This window comes from Pseudotabrizicola algicola (assembly GCF_010915705.1).
In the GTDB taxonomy this organism is placed as follows: domain Bacteria; phylum Pseudomonadota; class Alphaproteobacteria; order Rhodobacterales; family Rhodobacteraceae; genus Pseudotabrizicola; species Pseudotabrizicola algicola.
Genome location: NZ_JAAIKE010000003.1, coordinates 259,487 through 276,986 on the forward strand (window position 1 = coordinate 259,487; position 17,500 = coordinate 276,986).

Genomic DNA, 17,500 nt, shown 5'->3' on the forward strand with positions numbered 1-17,500 from the left:
AGCGCGGGGCTTTGGGCCTAGCTCCGCAGCACAAAAGGATTGCGCGCGCCATGATTTCCATCTCGTCCTTGACCAAAAACTTTGGCCAGACTGCCGTTCTGCGCGGCATCGACCTTCGGATCGACGCCGGAGAGTTGGTCGCCTTGCTCGGCCCCTCCGGATCGGGCAAAACCACGCTTCTGAAGATCATCGCCGGACTGGAATGGCCCGATGCCGGTGCGCTCAAGGTGAATGGACAGGACTGGTTGACCTTGCCTGCGCAAAAGCGGCGCATCGGATTTGTGTTCCAGCACTATGCGCTGTTCCCGCACATGACGGTGCGCGACAACATCGCCTTCGGGCTGACCGTGCGCCCGCGCGCCGAACGTCCCGGAAAATCGGTGATCGCGGCCAAGGTGGATGACCTGCTCGGCCTGCTGCAGATTCCGCATCTGGCCGATCGCTTTCCGGCGCAGCTTTCGGGCGGTCAGCGCCAGCGGGTGGCCCTTGGCAGGGCCTTGGCCATCGAGCCTGCGGTGCTTTTGCTCGACGAACCCTTTGGCGCGCTGGATGCCGCCATCCGCCGCGATTTGCGCCGCTGGCTGCGCGAGGTGCATCAGAAAACCGGATCGACCACGCTTTTCGTCACCCACGATCAGGAAGAGGCCTTTGAACTGGCCGACCGCGTGGTGGTGATGGGCGAAGGGCGGATCGAACAGATCGGGAGCGCCGACCAGATCCACGATCGCCCGTCTACGCCTTTTGTCGCGCGCTTCATGGGGGCGGTGGTTGAGTTGCCGGTCACCTTGCGCGCAGGTCGGGTCGAGGCGCCGGGTCTCGATGCACGCGGGCTGGAGCGGCGGGCAATGGCCGACGGTCCGGCGCAGCTTTTCCTGCGCCCCGACGCCATCGCGTTGGAGCCTGATGCCGCCAGCCCCTGGACCCTGGCGCACAAAACCAGCACCGGAGCGATGATCCGCGCCACCCTGCGCCACGAGACCAGCCGCGAAATTCCCGTCGATCTGCCGCGCCATTCAGCGCCCGATCTGGCCATCGGCTCCGCCTATCGTCTGCGCCCCTTGTCGGGTGCGGTCTTTTCACTCGAAGGCACAGCGCCGACCGAAGCGCCGCGCCCCGTTGTCAGTCTCAAGGAGAAACGCACATGAAAAACGGATTGATCAGGGCCGCCGTTCTGGCCGCCAGCCTCGGGGCGGCTGCCCCGGTTGCCGCGCAAGACAGCTTGCTGAACGTCAGCTACGACATCTCGCGCGAGTTGTTCGAGGCACTGAACCCCGTGTTCGCGGCCAAGTGGAAGGCCGACACCGGCCGCGACCTGACCATCGACCAAAGCCACGGCGGGTCTTCGCGTCAGGCCCGCGCCATCCTTGAAGGTCTGGCCGCCGATGTGGTGACCTTCAATCAGGAAACCGACATCGACGTGCTGGCCGAGGGTGGCCTGCTTGCGGCAGATTGGCGCGAGAAACTGCCGAACGGGGCTTCGCCCTATTACTCGCTGCCCGCTTTCCTAGTGCGCGCAGGCAACCCCAAGAACATTCAGGACTGGTCTGATCTGGCGCGCGAAGACGTGGCCCCGATCTTCCCGAACCCGAAGACCAGCGGCAACGCGCGCTATACCTATCTGGCCGCCTATGCCTACGGCTTGGAACAGAACGGTGGCGACCATGCCAAGGCGCAGGAGTTCGTCAAGGCGATCCTGTCCTCCGTTCCGGTGTTCGACACCGGCGGCCGCGCCGCGACGCAAACCTTTGCCGAGCGCGAGCTGGGTGACGTTCTGGTGACCTTCGAGGCCGAGACGGGTGGCATCGCCAAGGAATATGCCGACAAGGGGTTCGAGCGGATCACCCCTTCGCTGTCGCTGTTCGCGGCCTTCCCGGCGGCTGTGGTGACGGCGAATGCCGAAAAGAAAGGCTCGACCGAGGTTGCGACGGCCTATCTCGAGTGGCTCTACACCCCCGAGGCGCAGGACATTCTGGCGCAGAACTTCTACCGGGTGAATGATGCCGAGGTGTCTGCCAAATACGCGGCCGACTTCCCCGAAGTGCGGCTGGTAACGGTCGACGAGGTGTTCGGCGGCTGGGATGCAATCCGCAAGGATCACCTCGCCGATGGCGCGATCCTCGATCAGGTCTTTGTAAACCAATGACCACTGCCGCCGCGCCCGTCCGCGCGAAACGCGTCTTGCCGGGGTTCACGCTGAGCCTCGGCACGACGCTGCTTTACCTGACCGTGATCATCCTGATCCCGGTTCTGGCGCTGGTCCTGAAAGGGGCCGAGATCGGCCCGGCGCGGTTCTGGGCGATTGTCAGTTCGCCCCGCGCGGTGGCGGCGTTTCAGGTGACCCTGATCGCGGCCGCCATCGCGACGGCCTTCAACGCGATCTATGGTCTGCTGATGGCTTGGGTGCTGGTGCGCTACGAGTTCTTCGGCAAGCGGGTGCTGGATGCGCTGATGGACGTTCCCTTTGCGCTGCCTACGGCGGTCGCGGGGTTGTCGCTGACCGCGCTCTTCTCGGCCAATGGCTGGATCGGGGCATGGCTGGAGCCGCAGGGCATTTCCATCGTCTACACGATCTGGGGCATTGCCCTTGCGATGGCCTTCACTTCGGTGCCCTTCGTGGTGCGCACCGTGCAGCCGGTGCTGGAGGATCTGGACCCGGGGTATGAGCAGGCGGCGCGCACGCTGGGCGCGTCGGAGCTTGCGATCTTTACCCGCGTGGTGTTTCCCCAAATCCTGCCCGCGTGGCTGGCAGGGTGCACCATCGCCTTTGCCCGATCGCTGGGCGAGTTCGGGGCCATCGTCTTCATCGCGGGCAACCTGCCCTTCAAGACCGAGATTGCGGCGCTTCTGGCCTTCATCCGGCTGGAGGAGTTTGACTACAACGGGGCGGCGGCGATTGCGCTGGTGCTCTTGTTCTTCGCTTTGGTGCTGCTTCTGGTGTCGAACCGGCTGCAGGCTTGGGCGGCGCGGCACAGGGGGGTGTGATGCAGGCGGTTGGAGTAATGGCCCCCGGCCAGAGCGCATGGGTTCCCCGCCTGCTGATCGGGGTGGCGGTGGGGCTGACCCTGCTGATCGTGGTGGCGCCGCTGGTCTATATCTTTGCCCGCGCCTTTGGCGAGGGGTGGCAGGTCTATGCGGCGAACCTGATGCATCCTGCCACCCGCAATGCGATCTGGCTGACCACGATCACCGCGCTGATCGTGGTGCCGGTGAACATCGCCTTCGGGATCGCGGCGGCTTGGGCGGTCGCGCGGTTCCGCTTTCCGGGGCGGGGGCTGTTGGTGACGGCGATCGAGATCCCGTTCTCGATCTCGCCCATCATCGCGGGGATCTGCTATCTGCTGCTCTATGGGCGGCAGGGGTTGCTGGGGCCGTGGTTGCAGGCGAATGACCTGCAGGTGATGTTCGCCCTGCCGGGGATCGTGCTGGTCACGATGTTCGTGACGGCCCCGTTTGTGGCGCGCGAGGTGCTGCCGCTCATGCAGGCGCAGGGGTCGGAGCAGGAGACGGCGGCGGTGACGCTGGGGGCGAGCGGGTGGCAGATCTTCACCCGCGTGACCCTGCCGAACATCCGCTGGGCCTTGCTGTATGGGGCGGTGCTCTGCACGGCCCGGGCGGTGGGGGAGTTCGGCGGGGTGTCGGTGGTTTCGGGAAATATCCGGGGCCAGACCAATACCTTGCCCCTGCATGTGGAGCTGCTTTTCAACGACCTGAACGCGACCGGGGCCTTTGCGGCGGCTTCGGTGCTGACCTTGCTGGCCCTGGTGGCGCTGGTGGTCAAGGCGGTGCTGGAGGGGCGGCGGGCGGCGTGAGCGCCCCCTGTGTGACACGCGGGCCATCCCTTTGTTTTCAAGGGGTTGGCCCTGCGGGATTAAGGGGTTCTTAACCTTTGCCCGCACCCCGCTGTGCCCGTTCAGAGCGCCGCCGAGAGGTTGACCCGCGCTGCAAGCTCTGCCGCCGTTTCCTTGCGTTCGGAATAGCGGTCGACCACATACCCCGCGCTGTCGCGCAGCAGCAGGGTGAACTTTACCAGCTCTTCCATCACATCGACCACTCGGTCATAGAGCGGCGAGGGGCGCATGCGGCCCGCCTCGTCAAATTCCTGGAACGCCTTGGGGATCGAGGCCTGATTGGGGATGGTGAGCATCCGCATCCAGCGCCCCAGTATCCGCATCTGGTTTACCGCGTTGAAGCTTTGCGAGCCGCCAGAGACCTGCATCACCGCCAGCGTCTTGCCTTGGGTGGGGCGCACCGCGCCGTCGGAGAGGGGAATCCAGTCCACTTGCGTCTTCATGACGCCGGTCATCGCGCCGTGGCGTTCGGGCGAGGACCAGACCATGCCTTCGCTCCATGCGACCAGTTCGCGCAATTCGCGCACCTTGGGGTGGCTGGCATCGGCCCCATCATCGACCAGCGGCAGGCCGGAAGGGTTGTAGAAGCGCACCTCGGCCCCGAGGCGGGTGAGGATGCGCGCCCCCTCTTCCGCCGCGAGGCGGGAAAAGCTGCGGGGGCGCAGGGAGCCGTAGAGGATCAGGATGCGCGGGGCATGGGTGGACCGTTGCGGCGACAGGAGCGCGGCATGGTCGATGGCGGGCAGCAGGGCATCGGGAATGTTGGGCGTATCGGTCATGGCGGTTTCCTTCGGGGTCGGGCCAGAGCGGAGGCCGGTGCGGAGACCGGCCTGCGGCGATCAGGGGGCGAAGCGCGCCCGCGTGCGGTTGGCAAAGGCGACAAGCGAGAGCATCACCGGAACCTCGACCAGCACCCCCACGACGGTGACGAGGGCCGCGCCGGAATTGAGACCGAAGAGGCCGATGGCGACGGCCACGGCAAGCTCGAAAAAGTTCGATGTGCCGATCAGCGCGCAGGGGGCGGCGATCTTATGCGGCAGGTTCCACAAATAGGCCGCCCCGTAGCCAAGCGCGAAGATGCCGTAGGACTGGATCAGGATCGGCACGGCCAGCAGGGCGATGAGGCCCGGTTGCGCCAGAATGACGGGGCCCTGGAAGCCAAAGAGCAGCGCCACGGTCAGCAGCAGGCCGAGCATCGAGGCGGGTTTGATGCGGGCGGTGAAGGCGGTCACGGCGGCTTCGCCCCCGCGGCGCAGCAGGGCGGCGCGGGTCAGCGCGCCCGCCGCCAGCGGGATGACGACATAGAGCAGGGTGGACAGGATCAGCGTTTCCCACGGCACCGCGATATCGGTGACGCCCAGAAGGAAGGCGACGATGGGCGCAAAGGCGACCACCATGATGAGATCATTCAGGCTGACCTGCACCAGCGTGTAGTTGGGATCGCCCTTCGTCATCTGCGACCAGACGAAGACCATTGCCGTGCAGGGGGCGGCGCCCAGCAGGATCAGCCCCGCGATGTATTCAGGGGCCTTGGCGGCGTCGATCAGGCCGGAGAACAGGTGCTGGAAGAACAGGACGCCCAAGGCCGCCATCGTGAAGGGCTTTATCAGCCAGTTGATGACCATGGTGAGGATCAGCCCCTTGGGCCGCTGGCCCACGGATTTGAGCGCGCCAAGATCGACCGCGACCATCATCGGATAGACCATTGCCCAGATCAGCACCGCGACGACGAGGTTGACCGACGCATATTCGAGGCGGGCGAGGGTGGCGAAGGCGGCGGGAAAGAGGCTTCCCAGCGCCAGACCCGCAAGGATGCAGAGCGCGACCCAGAGGGTCAGATAGCGTTCGAACAAGGTCATGATTCGCTCGATTTGCGGTGTGAGGGGGCGCAGGCTTGGGGAAGGCAGCAGGGGCCGTCTGCGGGTTCGAGCGCCGCGATGAAGGCGGCGAGCGGGGCCAGAGCCGCCGGATTGAGCGCATAGCAGATGCGCGGGCCCGCGATTTCCCCGGTGATGACGCCCGCCGCCTTGAGGATGCGCAGGTGTTCGGAGACGGTGGATTGCGCAAGGCCAAGCGCGCCCACGATGTCACCGCCGATACAGCCCGGCGTGGCCTGAAGCAGCCGCAGTATCCTGACTCTGGCAGGGTGTGACAGGGCGCGGGCCAGATCGGCAAGCGTGGGGTCTGTGGCCTGCATCGGAATGCCTTCGTCTATCGTCGATAGGCGATTGATGCGCCGATGTGCGCGGGCCGTCAAGGGGCTGTGGTGGGGGTGCAACTTCCGTCGGGTTGACGCGGCGGAAAGGGCACAATCTGCGAGTGTAATAAAATTGACTTGTCGATCAAAAATATCGTTAACATTGCGATGAGCTTGCCTCGGGGAGGCCGAATGTTACGCGCTTGTCGCAATTTTCGGGAACAGGGGCTTGGTCAGAACATCTTAGGAGGATGACATAATGAAAACCGTAAAGCTTGTGGTTGCAGGACTTGTGGCCCTGCCCGTCGCCGCGCAGGCGCAGACCGAAATTTCGTGGTGGCATGCCATGACGGGCGCCAATTCCGAGGTGGTCGAGAAGATGGCGGCAGATTTCAACGCCAGCCAGTCCGACTATGTGGTCAAGCCGGTGTTCAAAGGCACCTATCCCGAGACGCTCAACGCCGGAATCGCGGCGTTCCGCGCGGGACAGGCGCCGGATATCATTCAGGTGTTCGACGTTGGCACCGGCGTGATGATGGGCGCGCAAGGCGCGATCAAGCCGGTGGCCGAAGTGCTGACCGAGGCCGGATATACCTTTGACAAGAGCGCCTATCTGCCGGGAATCGTTGGTTATTATTCGAGCCCGTCGGGCGAGATGCTGTCCTTCCCCTATAACTCCTCCTCGCCGATCCTGTATTACAACAAGGATATCTTCGAGAAGGCCGGCCTCGACGTCGACAACCCGCCGAAAACCTGGGCCGAGGTCTGGGCTGCGGCGCGGCAGATCAAGTCGAGCGGGGCTGCGACCTGCGGCTATACCTCGACCTGGCTGACCTGGATCCACACCGAGAACTTCGCGGCGTGGAACAACGTGTCATGGGCGAGCAACGAGAACGGTCTGGCCGGCACGCCGGAACTGGCGGTCGACGGGCCGCTGTTCGTCAAGCATTTCCAGGAAATGGCCGATCTGGCGAAAGAGGGGGTGTTCGTCTACGGCGGCCGCACCTCGGAAGCCAAGCAGAACTTCACCTCGGGCGAATGCGGTATCCTGACGGAAAGCTCGGGCGGTCTGGGCGATATCGTGAAGGCCGGGATCAACTATGGCATCGGCCAGCTGCCCTATGACGACACCGCCGAAGGCGCGCCGCAGAACACGGTGCCGGGCGGGGCATCGCTCTGGGTGATGGGTGGCAAGTCGGACGAGGTCTACAAGGGCGTCGGGGCGTTCTTCAACTACCTGTCGCAGACCGAGGTGCAGCAGTTCCTGCACGAGCAGTCGGGCTATCTGCCGGTGACGATGGCGGCCTACGAGGCAACCAAGGCGTCGGGCTTCTATGAAACCAACCCCGCGCGCGAGGTGCCGATCACCCAGATGATGGGCAAGGAGCCGACCGAGAACTCCAAGGGCGTGCGCGCGCCGAACCTGCCGCAGATCCGCGACATCCTGAACGAGGAGTTCGAGAAGATGCTGGCCGGTCAGCAGACCGCGCAAGAGGCGCTCACCGCCGCCGCCACCCGCGGCAATGCGGCGATCCGCGAAGCAACGGGCGGCTGATACAGGCCTGCCTTTGGCGCGCACCGGTAATGGGCCGGTGCGCGCCTTTTTCATTTTGTTGCAATGCAAGGATTGTGCATGCGTCGGACGGTATTTCCGCACAAGCTGTTGCCGTGGCTGCTTCTGGCCCCGCAACTTGCCATCACATTGATCTTTTTCTACTGGCCTGCTGCGCAAGCCTTTCGCCAGTCTGTCCTGCGGGAAGACCCGTTCGGGCTGTCGAGCACCTTTGTGGGGCTGGCCAATTTCCGCAAGGTTCTGAACGATCCGGCCTATCTGAACGCGTTGCAGGTGACGGTGATCTTCTCGGTGCTGGTGGCCTTTTTCGCGATGGCCATCGCGCTGTTTCTTGCGGTGCAGGTGGAAAAGATCATCCGTGGCAAGGGCTTTTACCGCACGCTGATGATCTGGCCCTATGCGGTGGCACCTGCCATCGCGGGGATGCTGTGGCTGTTCATGTTCAACCCGTCCTTCGGCACGCTGGCATGGCCCCTGCGGCAGATGGGCATCAACTGGAACCCGCTGCTGGACGGCGATCAGGCGATGGCGCTGGTGGTGGCTGCGGCGACGTGGAAGCAGATCAGCTATAACTTCCTGTTCTTCGTCGCGGGTCTTCAGGCAATTCCGAAATCCTTGTTGGAAGCGGCGGCGATTGACGGCGCGACCAAGCGGCGCGCGTTCTGGACCATTGTCTTTCCGCTGCTGACACCGACGACCTTCTTCCTGTTGGTGGTGAACACGGTCTATGCGCTGTTCGACACCTTCGGCATCATCCATGCCGTCACCAGTGGCGGCCCCGGCAAAGCCACGGAAACGCTGGTCTACAAGGTCTACAATGACGGGTTCGTCAACCTGATCATGGGCGACAGTGCCGCGCAGTCGGTGATCCTGATGGTCATCGTGATCGCGCTGACCGCCTTCCAGTTCCGGTTCATCGAAAAGCGGGTGCATTATGGATAACGGCACACACAGCCCCCTTGTGGCACGCGGAGCGGCCCGCACGCTGGCGCATCTGTGGATGATCCTTGGCGTCATCATCGTGGCCTTTCCGGTCTATTACGTCTTCATCGCCTCGACCCATTCGGTGCAGACGATCCTGCGGCCGCCGCTGCCGCTGCTGCCCGGATCGGAGGCCTTCGAGAATTACCGCGCCGCCTTTTCGGGCGAGATCAACCGCATCGGCGGGGTCAGCCTGTGGCGCCTTCTGGGCAATACCACGCTGATCGCGGTGGGGATCGCGGTGGGCAAGATCGTGATCTCGATGGCCTCGGCCTATGCGATCGTGTTCTTCAAGTTCCCGTTCCGCATGGCGTGTTTCTGGCTGATCTTCATCACCCTGATGCTGCCGGTCGAGGTGCGCATCCAGCCGACCTACAAGGTGATGGTCGATCTGGGGCTGATTGACACCTATGCCGGTCTGATCCTGCCGCTGATCGCCTCGGCCACGGCAACCCTGCTGTTCCGGCAGTTCTTCATGACCATTCCCGACGAATTGCTGGAAGCCGCCCGCGTGGATGGCGCGGGGCCGTGGCGGTTCTTCAAGGATATCCTGTGGCCGCTGTCGCTGACCAATGTGGCCGCGATCTTCGTGATCCAGTTCATCTATGGCTGGACGCAATATCTGTGGCCGCTTCTGGTGACCAATTCGAACGAGATGAACACCATCGTCATCGCGCTGAAAAAGATGATCTCTTTCGCCGATGCCGATACCCCCTGGAACCTTGTCATGGTGACGTCCGTGCTGGCCATCCTGCCGCCGATCCTTGTGGTCGTGCTGATGCAGCGCTGGTTCGTGAAGGGCCTTGTCGAGACGGAGAAATAAGACGTGGCACATATCCAACTGAACGATCTGCGCAAAAGCTATGCCGGCCAAGAGGTGATTCACGGGATCACCATGAACATTGCCAATGGCGAATTCGTCGTGATCGTCGGGCCTTCGGGCTGCGGCAAGTCCACCTTGCTGCGGATGGTGGCGGGGCTGGAAGGCATTACCGGCGGCACGATTTCCATCGGCGACCGCGTGGTGAACGATCTGGAGCCGCGCCAGCGCGACATTGCGATGGTGTTCCAGAATTACGCGCTTTACCCGCATATGAGCGTGCGCGAGAACATGGCCTACGGTTTGAAGATCGCCAAGATGCCTGCGGCCGAGATTGAGGCGCGGGTGGCCAAGGCCGCCGCCATGCTGGAGCTGGAGCCCTACCTTGACCGCAAGCCGCGCGCGCTGTCGGGCGGGCAACGGCAGCGGGTGGCGATGGGCCGCGCGCTGGTGCGCGAGCCTGCGGCGTTTCTGCTGGACGAGCCTTTGTCGAACCTCGATGCCAAGCTGCGGGTGCAGATGCGCCTGCAGATCAAGGACCTGCACCAGACGACGGGGCAGACCATGCTGTATGTGACGCATGACCAGGTGGAGGCGATGACGCTGGCCGACCGCCTGATCGTGATGAACAAGGGCGTGGCCGAGCAGATCGCCACCCCGCAGGAGGTGTATATGACGCCCGCAAGCGAGTTCGTGGCGGGCTTCATCGGATCGCCGGCGATGAATATCTTTACCGTGCAGGTGCAGGGCGGCGAGGCGATGCTGCCGGGGGGGCACCGGTTGCCGATTGCGGGTCTGCCTGCGCGGCCCGAGGTGCGGCTGGGGCTGCGGCCCGAGGATATGGAGGTTGTGGGCGAAGACGTGCCGGGGATTCCGGTGGTGCTGCGGTCGGTCGAATGGCTGGGCGCGGATGCCTTTGGCTATGGCACGATCGAAGGGTCGGATGTGCCGATGACGCTGCGCCTGCCGGGGGCGACGGCGGCGGCGCGGGGCCAGCGGCTGCGGGTGGCCCCTGTAGAGGGGCGGTGGCATCTGTTCGCTCCCGATACCGGCAAGCGGCTGTAGGCTGCGCCAGAGGCGCGCGGGCGGCCAATGGGGGCTGCCCCCGCGCCCCTTGCGTGGGTTCGGCGGGGCTGCTGGTCAGGCGCTGGCGAGCAGGCGTGTGGCGCCGTGGGCGGTGACGGTGGCGGTGATGATCTGGCCTTCGGGCTGATCGGTCGTCAGGTCCACTTCGGTGAACTGTTCGGTGCGGCCCATGCGCGGGCCTTCCATCAGGATGCGGTGGGTCTGGCCCAATTGCGCGCCGAGGTGCTGCGCAAGCGCGGCATCGCCCTTGGCGCGCAGTTGCGCGGCGCGGGCCTTGATCTCGGGGCCCTTGAGTTGCGGCATCCGCGCGGCGGGGGTGCCCTTGCGCGGGCTGAACGGGAAGACGTGCAGGAAGGTCAGGCCGCAGTCATCCACCAGCTTGAGGCTGTTGTCGAACATGGCCTCCGTCTCGGTCGGGAAGCCTGCGATGATGTCGGCGCCGAACACGATGTCGGGGCGCAGGCGGCGCGCGTCTTCGCAAAAGCGGATGGCATCGTCGCGCAGGTGGCGGCGCTTCATCCGTTTGAGGATCATGTCATCGCCCGCCTGCAGGGACAGGTGCAGATGCGGCATCAGTCGCGGTTCGGTGGCGATGGCCAGCATCAGGTTGTCATCGGCCTCGATGCTGTCGATACTGCTGATGCGCAGGCGGGCGAGGTCCGGCACCAGCCGCAGGATGCGCATGACCAGATCGCCGAGGCGCGGGGTGGCAGGCAGGTCTGCGCCCCATGAGGTGAGGTCGACGCCGGTCAGCACCACCTCGTTGAAGCCACGGTCCACCAGCCGCTTGATCTGGTCGATCACCACGCCCGCGGGGACCGAGCGGGAATTGCCGCGGCCATAGGGGATGATGCAGAAGGTGCAGCGGTGGTCGCAGCCGTTCTGCACCTGCACATAGGCGCGGTGACGGCCGAAGCCGTCGATCAGGTGGCCTGCGGTTTCGCGCACCGACATGATGTCATCGACCTGCACCTTTTCGGTCTGGCCGACGAAATCGGGGCCTGCGGGCGCGGCGAGGCCCGCCCATGTGTCGGCCTGCATCTTTTCGTGGTTGCCGATCACGCGGGTGACTTCGGCCATCGCGGCGAAGGTTTCGGGTTCGGTCTGCGCGGCGCAGCCTGTCACGATCACCGGCGCGCCGGGGTTTTCGCGTGAAAGCCGCCGGATTTCCTGCTTGGCCTTGCGCACCGCCTCGGCGGTGACGGCGCAGGTGTTGACGATCACCGCGCCTTGCAGGCCGGCGGCTTCGGCCAGTTCGCGCATGGCTTCGGATTCGTAAGCGTTGAGGCGGCAGCCGAGGGTGGCGAAAACGGGGGCGTTCATCGGTGGGCGGCCAGAAATTCGGGGGTGAGCCAGCCGTCGAACACATGGGCGACGGGGCCGGTCAGCCAGACGCCATCGTCGCGCCAGTCCACCTGCAGGGTGCCGCCATCAAGCGTCAGCGTCACCTGCCGCCCCGTCAGCCCGCGCAGATGGGCGGCCACGGCGGTGGCGCAGGCGCCCGAGCCGCAGGCAAGGGTGATGCCGGTGCCACGCTCCCACACCCGCATCCGCAGATGGTCCGGCGCGAGGAGGGAGGCAAACTCGACATTGGTGCGCTGCGGATAGAGCGGGTCGTGTTCGTAGCGCGGGCCGAGCCCGGCCAGATCGACCGCTTCGGCATCCTCGACGAACAGCACGCAATGCGGGTTGCCCATGCCCACGGCGACAGGATCGCCCGCCAGCGGCAGGTGGAGCGGATCGACCGCATGGGACAGGGGCACCGAGGCCCAGTCCAGTTGCGGCGCGCCCATGTTGACCCAGACCTGACCATCGGCCAGACGCCGGGCCGACAGCGCGCCGCGCGCGGTGACGAGCGACACCGCATCGCGCCCCAGCCCGCGCATCACCCTATCGGAGACGCAGCGGGTGGCATTGCCGCAGGCACCTGCGCGGCTGCCGTCGCTGTTCCAGAAATCCAGGCTGAAATCGGCCCCGTCGCTGCCGTCGCGAATCTCGGCCAGCTGGTCGAAGCCCACGCCGCGATTGCGGTCGCCCAAGGCCAGTGCCAGCGCAGGCGTGACCGCCGCCTCCGCGCGCCCGCGCGAGTCGATCACCACGAAGTCATTGCCTGCGCCGTGCATTTTCACAAAGGGCAGGCCGTTTGGCGCGTTCTTATGGTCCATGCAGGGGCGTATACGCCTGATGCGAGATATTTGCCAGAGGCTGCATCTTTTGCCCTTGACCCCACCCGCTGCTGACCTTAATCAGCGCCCAAGTTGTGGGCCGGTAGCTCAGTTGGTAGAGCAGCTGACTTTTAATCAGCGGGTCACAGGTTCGAATCCTGTCCGGCTCACCACAACTTCCCGACATCGCTGATTATGCCCTGCGGCGCGCGTGCGCACGCTTTGGCGCTTCGGGCGCTGCGGTGGGCCGTGCGGGTGCATTCCCGTGCCCGCAGGGCCTTGGTAACGGGTTGAAGGCGCTGGTCTTTGTGGCCGTCCGCCGAATCGCTTCACCGAATCATCTTACCGAGAACCCTGCGCCGAATCGCAACCGGATCGCAGGGCGCGTCGCGGCGTGCGGATGAGGGAGACGTTGCTGTGCGGGGGGGGGGCAGGCGGGGACGGGCGGGGCGCCTGGCCCCGCCGCGTCGGCAATCAGAGTTCGAGCAGGCGGTCGCCCGCCGCATCCTTGATGCGGGTGGGCAGGCCGATGGTGTTCAGCAGGTTGATGAAGGGCGCGGGATCAAGGTCTTCGACATTGGCCATCGCCCCCACATCCCAGACGCCATCGGCGATCAGCAGGGCGGCGGCCACGGGCGGCACGCCCGCCGTATAGCTGATGCCCTGGCTGCCCACCTCGTTGTAGGCGTCCTTGTGGTCGGCGACGTTGTAGATCAGCACCTCGACCGGCTGGCCGTCCTTGGTGCCTTTCACGAAATCGCCGATGCAGGTCTTGCCGGTGTAGTTCGGGGCAAGGCTGGCCGGATCGGGCAGCACGGCCTTGACCACCTTGAGCGGCACCACTTCCAGCCCCTCGGCGGTTTTGACGGGTTGCTCCGACAACAGGCCGAGGTTCTTCAGCACGGTGAAGACGTTGATGTAATGGTCGCCAAAGCCCATCCAGAAGCGCACATCGGCCTGCGGATAGCGGGCCGACAGGGAATGAACCTCGTCATGGCCGGTCAGATAGGCCTTTTGTTCGCCCACCACCGGCATGTCCCATGTCTTGCCGACCTCGAACATCTTGTTGGTCTGCCATGCGCCGTTCTGCCACGAATAGACCGTGCCGGTGAATTCGCGGAAGTTGATTTCGGGGTCGAAGTTGGTCGAGAACCATTTGCCGTGCGATCCGGCGTTGATGTCGACGATGTCGATGGACTCGATCTTGTCCATCATCCCTTCGGCCACGCGGGCATAGGCGTTGACGACGCCGGGATCGAAGCCCACGCCCAGAATGGCGGTGACACCCGCGGCCTTGCACGCCTCGCGCCGTTTCCATTCGTAATTGCCATACCACGGCGGCGTTTCGCAGATCTTGGCGGGGTCTTCGTGGATGGCGGTGTCCATATAGGCGACGCCCGCCTGAATGCAGGCGTCGAGCACCGGCATGTTCACGAAGGGCGAGCCGACGTTGATGACGATCTGGCAGCCGGTCTGTTCGATCAGGGCGACCACGGCGGCACTGTCCGTCGCGTCAAGCGCGTGGGCGGCAAAGACGCCCGGCACCTTCATCGCGGATTTCTCGTGCACGCTGGCGATGATCGCCTCGGCCTTGGCCACGGTGCGGCTGGCGATGTGCAAATCGCCCAGCCGGTCATTGTGCTGCGCCGCCTTGTGCGCCACGACCTGAGCCACGCCGCCGGCGCCGATGATCAGAACATTCCGTTTCACTTCGAACCGTCTCCTTTAAGGACAGAGGGAAGGGGCAACCTGACTAGCCAAGATTGCCTTCAAAATCGGCATAGCCGAATTCACGCGCGACGGTCATCGAGCCATCGAGTTCCTTGATGACGATGCCCGGCATCTTCACCCCGTTGAACCAGTTCTTCTTGACCATCGTATAGCCCGCCGCATCGGCGATGCTGAGCCTGTCGCCCACCTGCAGGGGGGCGGGGAAGTTGAATTCGCCGAACACATCGCCCGCAAGGCAGGATTTGCCGCAGATCTGGAACGGGTGGTCGCCCGATGTCTCCATCTTGGCACCGATGCGGTAGATCAAGAGGTCGAGCATATGCGCCTCGACCGAGGAATCCACCACGGCAAGATCCTTGCCGTTGTTCAGCACGTCGAGCACGGTCACTTCCAGCGACGCGGCCCCGGTGATCGCGGCCTCGCCGGGTTCCAGATAGACCTGCACGCCGAAACGGTCGGAGAACGCTTTCAGCCGCGCGGCGAGTCTGGCGACGGGGTAGCCTTCGCCGGTGAAGTGAATCCCGCCGCCGAGGCTGACCCATTGCAAACGGCCCAGAAGCGCGCCGAATTCGTCTTCGATGCGGGTCAACTGGCTGTCGAACAGGTCGAAGTCGTCATTCTCGCAGTTGTAATGAATCATGAAGCCGCTGATGCGGTCCATCACGCGTTCGATCTTGCCCGCATCCCATTCGCCAAGGCGGCTGAAGGGGCGGGCGGGATCGGCGAGGTCAAAGCCGCTGGTGGAAAAGCGCGGGTTCAGGCGCAGGCCGCGGTTGATGCTGGCCGACTGGTTGTCGAACCGCTCCAGCTGGCCGATGGAGTTGAAGATGATCTTGTCGGCGTAGCTGACCGCCTCGGCAATCTCGTGATCGGCCCATGCGACGGAATAGGCGTGGGTTTCCTTGCCGAAGCGTTCGCGGCCCAGCTTCAGCTCATAGAGGCTGGAGGAGGTGGTGCCATCCATATGCTCGCGCATCTGGTCGAACACGCCCCATGTGGCGAAGCATTTCAGCGCCAGCAGGGTCTTGGCCCCCGAACTTTCGCGCAGTTCATCCATGATGGCCATGTTGCGGGCCAGCTTGGCGCGGTCGATCAGGTAAAACGGCGTCTGGATCATCGCATCCCCCTTTCGGGCAGCACAAGGAAGAAGGGCGCTATTTATGGCCCTCCCCCCCCCTATGCAAGCCCTGTGACGGGCAGATGACGTCTAGACCATGCGGATCACGTCCTTGCCGACCGCCAGAACATAGCCGCGCCGCGCGATTGTCTTGACCAGAAGCTCGCTGACAAGCTGGTTGCCCAGCGTGTCGCGCAGGCGTTTGACGCGGGTGGCGCCAGCGGCCTCGTCGCAATCGGCCTCGTTGCGGCCCGAGATCACCGATTCGATCTGCGCGCCGGTCAGCACCTCGTCATCCATCCGCGCCTCGGCCAGAACGGCCAGCGTTTCCAGCGCGGCCTCGGTCAGGGCGAATTCCATGTCGTTGATATAGACCGCGCGGCCTTCGCGGCTGATCATCAGGCTGGCGACCTGAATGCCGGATCGCTGGATGGCGGAAATCCGGCGGTTCAGCGCGATGATCATCACCAGAAACACCAGTGCCGCGACCAGAAGCGCGGAGGAGAACACCAGAAGGACGAAGATCACCATGCGGTAGCTTTGCAGCACCTCGGAAAAGGAGGTGCCGCTTTGGGCCAGAATCTCCAGCAGCTTGATCTCGGCGTTGGTGGTCAGGTTGTCGTTTTCCACGAACAGCCTTTCCACCCGCGCGTTGAAGGCGTTGGCATCGGGCAGGCTGAGAAAGAGGAACAGCGCCGCCCCGAACAGGATCAGCACGATGGCGGCTATGCCGAAGCTGACAACCCGGTTGCCCGCCTTCAGACTTTCAGTAACGGAGGAAGAATTCTCCTGCACTCGCTTGCCTTTCGCCAAGGCCCTCGGGGCCGAATGTTGCCAGCACGTTCAACAACGTCCAGCCTGCCTGCGCAAGCCGTGGTTTCAACTCTCCCTGCGCTGCGCCGGGGGAGCAGTTGGCATCGCTGACTTGCGCGACACCATAGTGCAGGCGCAAGGGGTCATCCTGCTTGGCCTTGTAATCTGCGTAACATTCCGCCGATGCAGGTGCGGCCAAGGCGGCAGCGAAGGCGGCAGCAAAGATCAGCGCGGGGGTTTTCATGTCTGGCTCCTGCTCGGGGCGTGAGTGTCGCGGTGGGGTCGGCTGGGGACAGAGTTGCGCGGGATTGCCGCGATATTCAATATCAGGGCCGCAAAAGGCGGCTGTTATCGCATAACAAGGCGGCGATATTGCCTGTCGCGGCGGAGGGGCGGCACCTTCGGGGGACAGCGGATCGGGTGCGATGGTCGCACCGTCAGGCCGCTTTTCCCCGTCAGACAGGAGGCCCCCCATGTTCCCTGCAGATGCCGCGTTTGCACCCTTTGCCGCCCCGCCCCGCATGATCTCGCCCGCCTTGCCACGCGCAAAGACGCAGCCGCTGCGGCGGGTGGCGGGTGCGATGATCGCCGCCGTCACCGTTCTGGCGCTTCTGGCTGCCAGTGCCGTGCCGGCCCGCGCCGACCGCCAGAGCGAAAAGCTGGCCGTTGCCCTTGTGGCTGCCCTCGCGGTGGGGGCCATCCTGCATGCCAACGAAAAGGCGCGCGCCAAGCCCGCGCCGGTGCCGGTCGTGCATCCGCCGGTGCCGAAACCGCCCGTCGTGGTGCCAAAGCCGCCGGTCGAGGTGCGCAGCCCGCGGGTGCCATCGGTGTGCGCCATCGAGATTTCGGGCGTGCGGCGGGATGTGACGGTGTATCCCGAGCGTTGCCTGCGCCGCGAGGGCTTTGATTTCCGCCTGCCGCGCCACTGCGCCAATGATGCGCGCGTGTTCGGGCGGGTCGACCGCGTGTATTCGGAAGACTGCATGCGCAGCGCCGGTTTCCGCATCGAGGCACCCGGATATGGGCGCGATCAGGGGCGCGGCCACGGCTGGGGCCACGGGCGCGGACAGGGTTGGGACCACGGCCGCGGGCGTCCGCGCCACTATTGAGTCCCGCAAGGGTGGGGAGGGTGAGCAGCTCCCCCCCTTTTTTCCGCGCCTGCCCCGCGC

The 17,500-nt window shown here is 64.8% G+C and carries 18 protein-coding genes and 1 tRNA gene; 10 read left to right on the forward strand and 9 right to left on the reverse strand.

The window, feature by feature from the left end:
• The first annotated feature begins 50 nt into the window (after window positions 1-50).
• From G3572_RS10915 to cysW, 4 genes are read left to right on the forward strand one after another with little or no spacing between them, the layout of a single operon-like run.
• A complete protein-coding gene (locus G3572_RS10915; RefSeq protein ID WP_164611700.1) occupies window positions 51-1,145 on the forward strand; it encodes a sulfate/molybdate ABC transporter ATP-binding protein in 1,095 nt (364 codons plus the stop codon).
• Window positions 1,142-2,143, forward strand: coding sequence for a sulfate ABC transporter substrate-binding protein (locus tag G3572_RS10920; protein WP_164611703.1), 1,002 nt, complete (start codon window positions 1,142-1,144; stop codon window positions 2,141-2,143). The genes G3572_RS10915 and G3572_RS10920 overlap by 4 nt, the downstream gene beginning before the upstream one ends.
• On the forward strand, window positions 2,140-2,982 hold the full coding sequence (gene cysT, locus G3572_RS10925) for a sulfate ABC transporter permease subunit CysT (protein ID WP_164611705.1): 843 nt from the start codon (window positions 2,140-2,142) through the stop codon (window positions 2,980-2,982). The genes G3572_RS10920 and cysT overlap by 4 nt, the downstream gene beginning before the upstream one ends.
• A complete protein-coding gene (gene cysW, locus G3572_RS10930) occupies window positions 2,982-3,809 on the forward strand; it encodes a sulfate ABC transporter permease subunit CysW (RefSeq protein ID WP_240335509.1) in 828 nt (275 codons plus the stop codon). Before cysT ends, cysW begins: the two co-directional genes overlap by 1 nt.
• 101 nt (window positions 3,810-3,910) lie before the next feature.
• Here cysW and arsH read toward each other — a convergent pair whose 3' ends face one another.
• The 3 genes from arsH to G3572_RS10945 are packed head-to-tail and all read right to left on the reverse strand — an operon-like array spanning window position 3,911 to window position 6,045.
• Window positions 3,911-4,627, reverse strand: coding sequence for an arsenical resistance protein ArsH (gene arsH, locus G3572_RS10935; protein ID WP_164611707.1), 717 nt, complete (start codon window positions 4,625-4,627; stop codon window positions 3,911-3,913).
• A gap of 60 nt (window positions 4,628-4,687) precedes the next feature.
• On the reverse strand, window positions 4,688-5,707 hold the full coding sequence (gene arsB / locus G3572_RS10940; RefSeq protein ID WP_164611709.1) for an ACR3 family arsenite efflux transporter: 1,020 nt from the start codon (window positions 5,705-5,707) through the stop codon (window positions 4,688-4,690).
• Complete coding sequence (locus tag G3572_RS10945; RefSeq protein ID WP_164611711.1) at window positions 5,704-6,045, reverse strand: ArsR/SmtB family transcription factor; 342 nt, start codon at window positions 6,043-6,045, stop codon at window positions 5,704-5,706. The genes arsB and G3572_RS10945 overlap by 4 nt, the downstream gene beginning before the upstream one ends.
• A 259-nt stretch (window positions 6,046-6,304) precedes the next feature.
• Between G3572_RS10945 and ugpB the strand changes: the two genes are divergently transcribed.
• The 4 genes from ugpB (at window position 6,305) to ugpC (ending at window position 10,484) form a co-directional block, all read left to right on the forward strand.
• Entirely contained in the window at window positions 6,305-7,600 is a 1,296-nt protein-coding gene (ugpB, locus tag G3572_RS10950; protein WP_164611713.1) for a sn-glycerol-3-phosphate ABC transporter substrate-binding protein UgpB, read from the forward strand.
• Window positions 7,601-7,678: 78 nt separating this feature from the next.
• Entirely contained in the window at window positions 7,679-8,560 is an 882-nt protein-coding gene (gene ugpA / locus G3572_RS10955; RefSeq protein ID WP_164611715.1) for a sn-glycerol-3-phosphate ABC transporter permease UgpA, read from the forward strand.
• Window positions 8,553-9,422, forward strand: a complete 870-nt coding sequence (ugpE, locus tag G3572_RS10960) for a sn-glycerol-3-phosphate ABC transporter permease UgpE (protein WP_164611717.1) — start codon at window positions 8,553-8,555, stop codon at window positions 9,420-9,422. Before ugpA ends, ugpE begins: the two co-directional genes overlap by 8 nt.
• Before the next feature lie 3 nt (window positions 9,423-9,425).
• Window positions 9,426-10,484: a sn-glycerol-3-phosphate ABC transporter ATP-binding protein UgpC gene (gene ugpC, locus G3572_RS10965; RefSeq protein ID WP_164611718.1), complete on the forward strand. Its 1,059-nt coding sequence runs from the start codon at window positions 9,426-9,428 to the stop codon at window positions 10,482-10,484.
• Window positions 10,485-10,559: 75 nt separating this feature from the next.
• Here the strand turns inward: ugpC and mtaB are convergent, their stop codons facing one another.
• Entirely contained in the window at window positions 10,560-11,828 is a 1,269-nt protein-coding gene (mtaB, locus tag G3572_RS10970; RefSeq protein WP_164611720.1) for a tRNA (N(6)-L-threonylcarbamoyladenosine(37)-C(2))-methylthiotransferase MtaB, read from the reverse strand.
• Complete coding sequence (gene dapF / locus G3572_RS10975; protein ID WP_164611722.1) at window positions 11,825-12,670, reverse strand: diaminopimelate epimerase; 846 nt, start codon at window positions 12,668-12,670, stop codon at window positions 11,825-11,827. Before dapF ends, mtaB begins: the two co-directional genes overlap by 4 nt.
• Before the next feature lie 97 nt (window positions 12,671-12,767).
• Between dapF and G3572_RS10980 the strand changes: the two genes are divergently transcribed.
• Window positions 12,768-12,843 (forward strand) — tRNA-Lys (locus G3572_RS10980).
• A 301-nt stretch (window positions 12,844-13,144) separates the two neighbouring features.
• Here G3572_RS10980 and G3572_RS10985 read toward each other — a convergent pair.
• From G3572_RS10985 to G3572_RS11000, 4 genes are all read right to left on the reverse strand, one after another.
• Complete coding sequence (locus G3572_RS10985; RefSeq protein WP_164611724.1) at window positions 13,145-14,380, reverse strand: saccharopine dehydrogenase family protein; 1,236 nt, start codon at window positions 14,378-14,380, stop codon at window positions 13,145-13,147.
• 43 nt (window positions 14,381-14,423) lie between these two features.
• Entirely contained in the window at window positions 14,424-15,518 is a 1,095-nt protein-coding gene (locus tag G3572_RS10990) for a carboxynorspermidine decarboxylase (protein ID WP_164611726.1), read from the reverse strand.
• A gap of 90 nt (window positions 15,519-15,608) precedes the next feature.
• Window positions 15,609-16,313 (reverse strand): response regulator transcription factor, encoded by a 705-nt coding sequence (locus G3572_RS10995; protein WP_164611727.1) that lies wholly within the window; start codon window positions 16,311-16,313, stop codon window positions 15,609-15,611.
• On the reverse strand, window positions 16,285-16,575 hold the full coding sequence (locus G3572_RS11000) for a hypothetical protein (RefSeq protein WP_164611729.1): 291 nt from the start codon (window positions 16,573-16,575) through the stop codon (window positions 16,285-16,287). Before G3572_RS11000 ends, G3572_RS10995 begins: the two co-directional genes overlap by 29 nt.
• Window positions 16,576-16,804: 229 nt before the next feature.
• Between G3572_RS11000 and G3572_RS11005 the strand changes: the two genes are divergently transcribed.
• A complete protein-coding gene (locus G3572_RS11005) occupies window positions 16,805-17,440 on the forward strand; it encodes a hypothetical protein (RefSeq protein ID WP_164611731.1) in 636 nt (211 codons plus the stop codon).
• Window positions 17,441-17,500 lie beyond the last annotated feature (60 nt).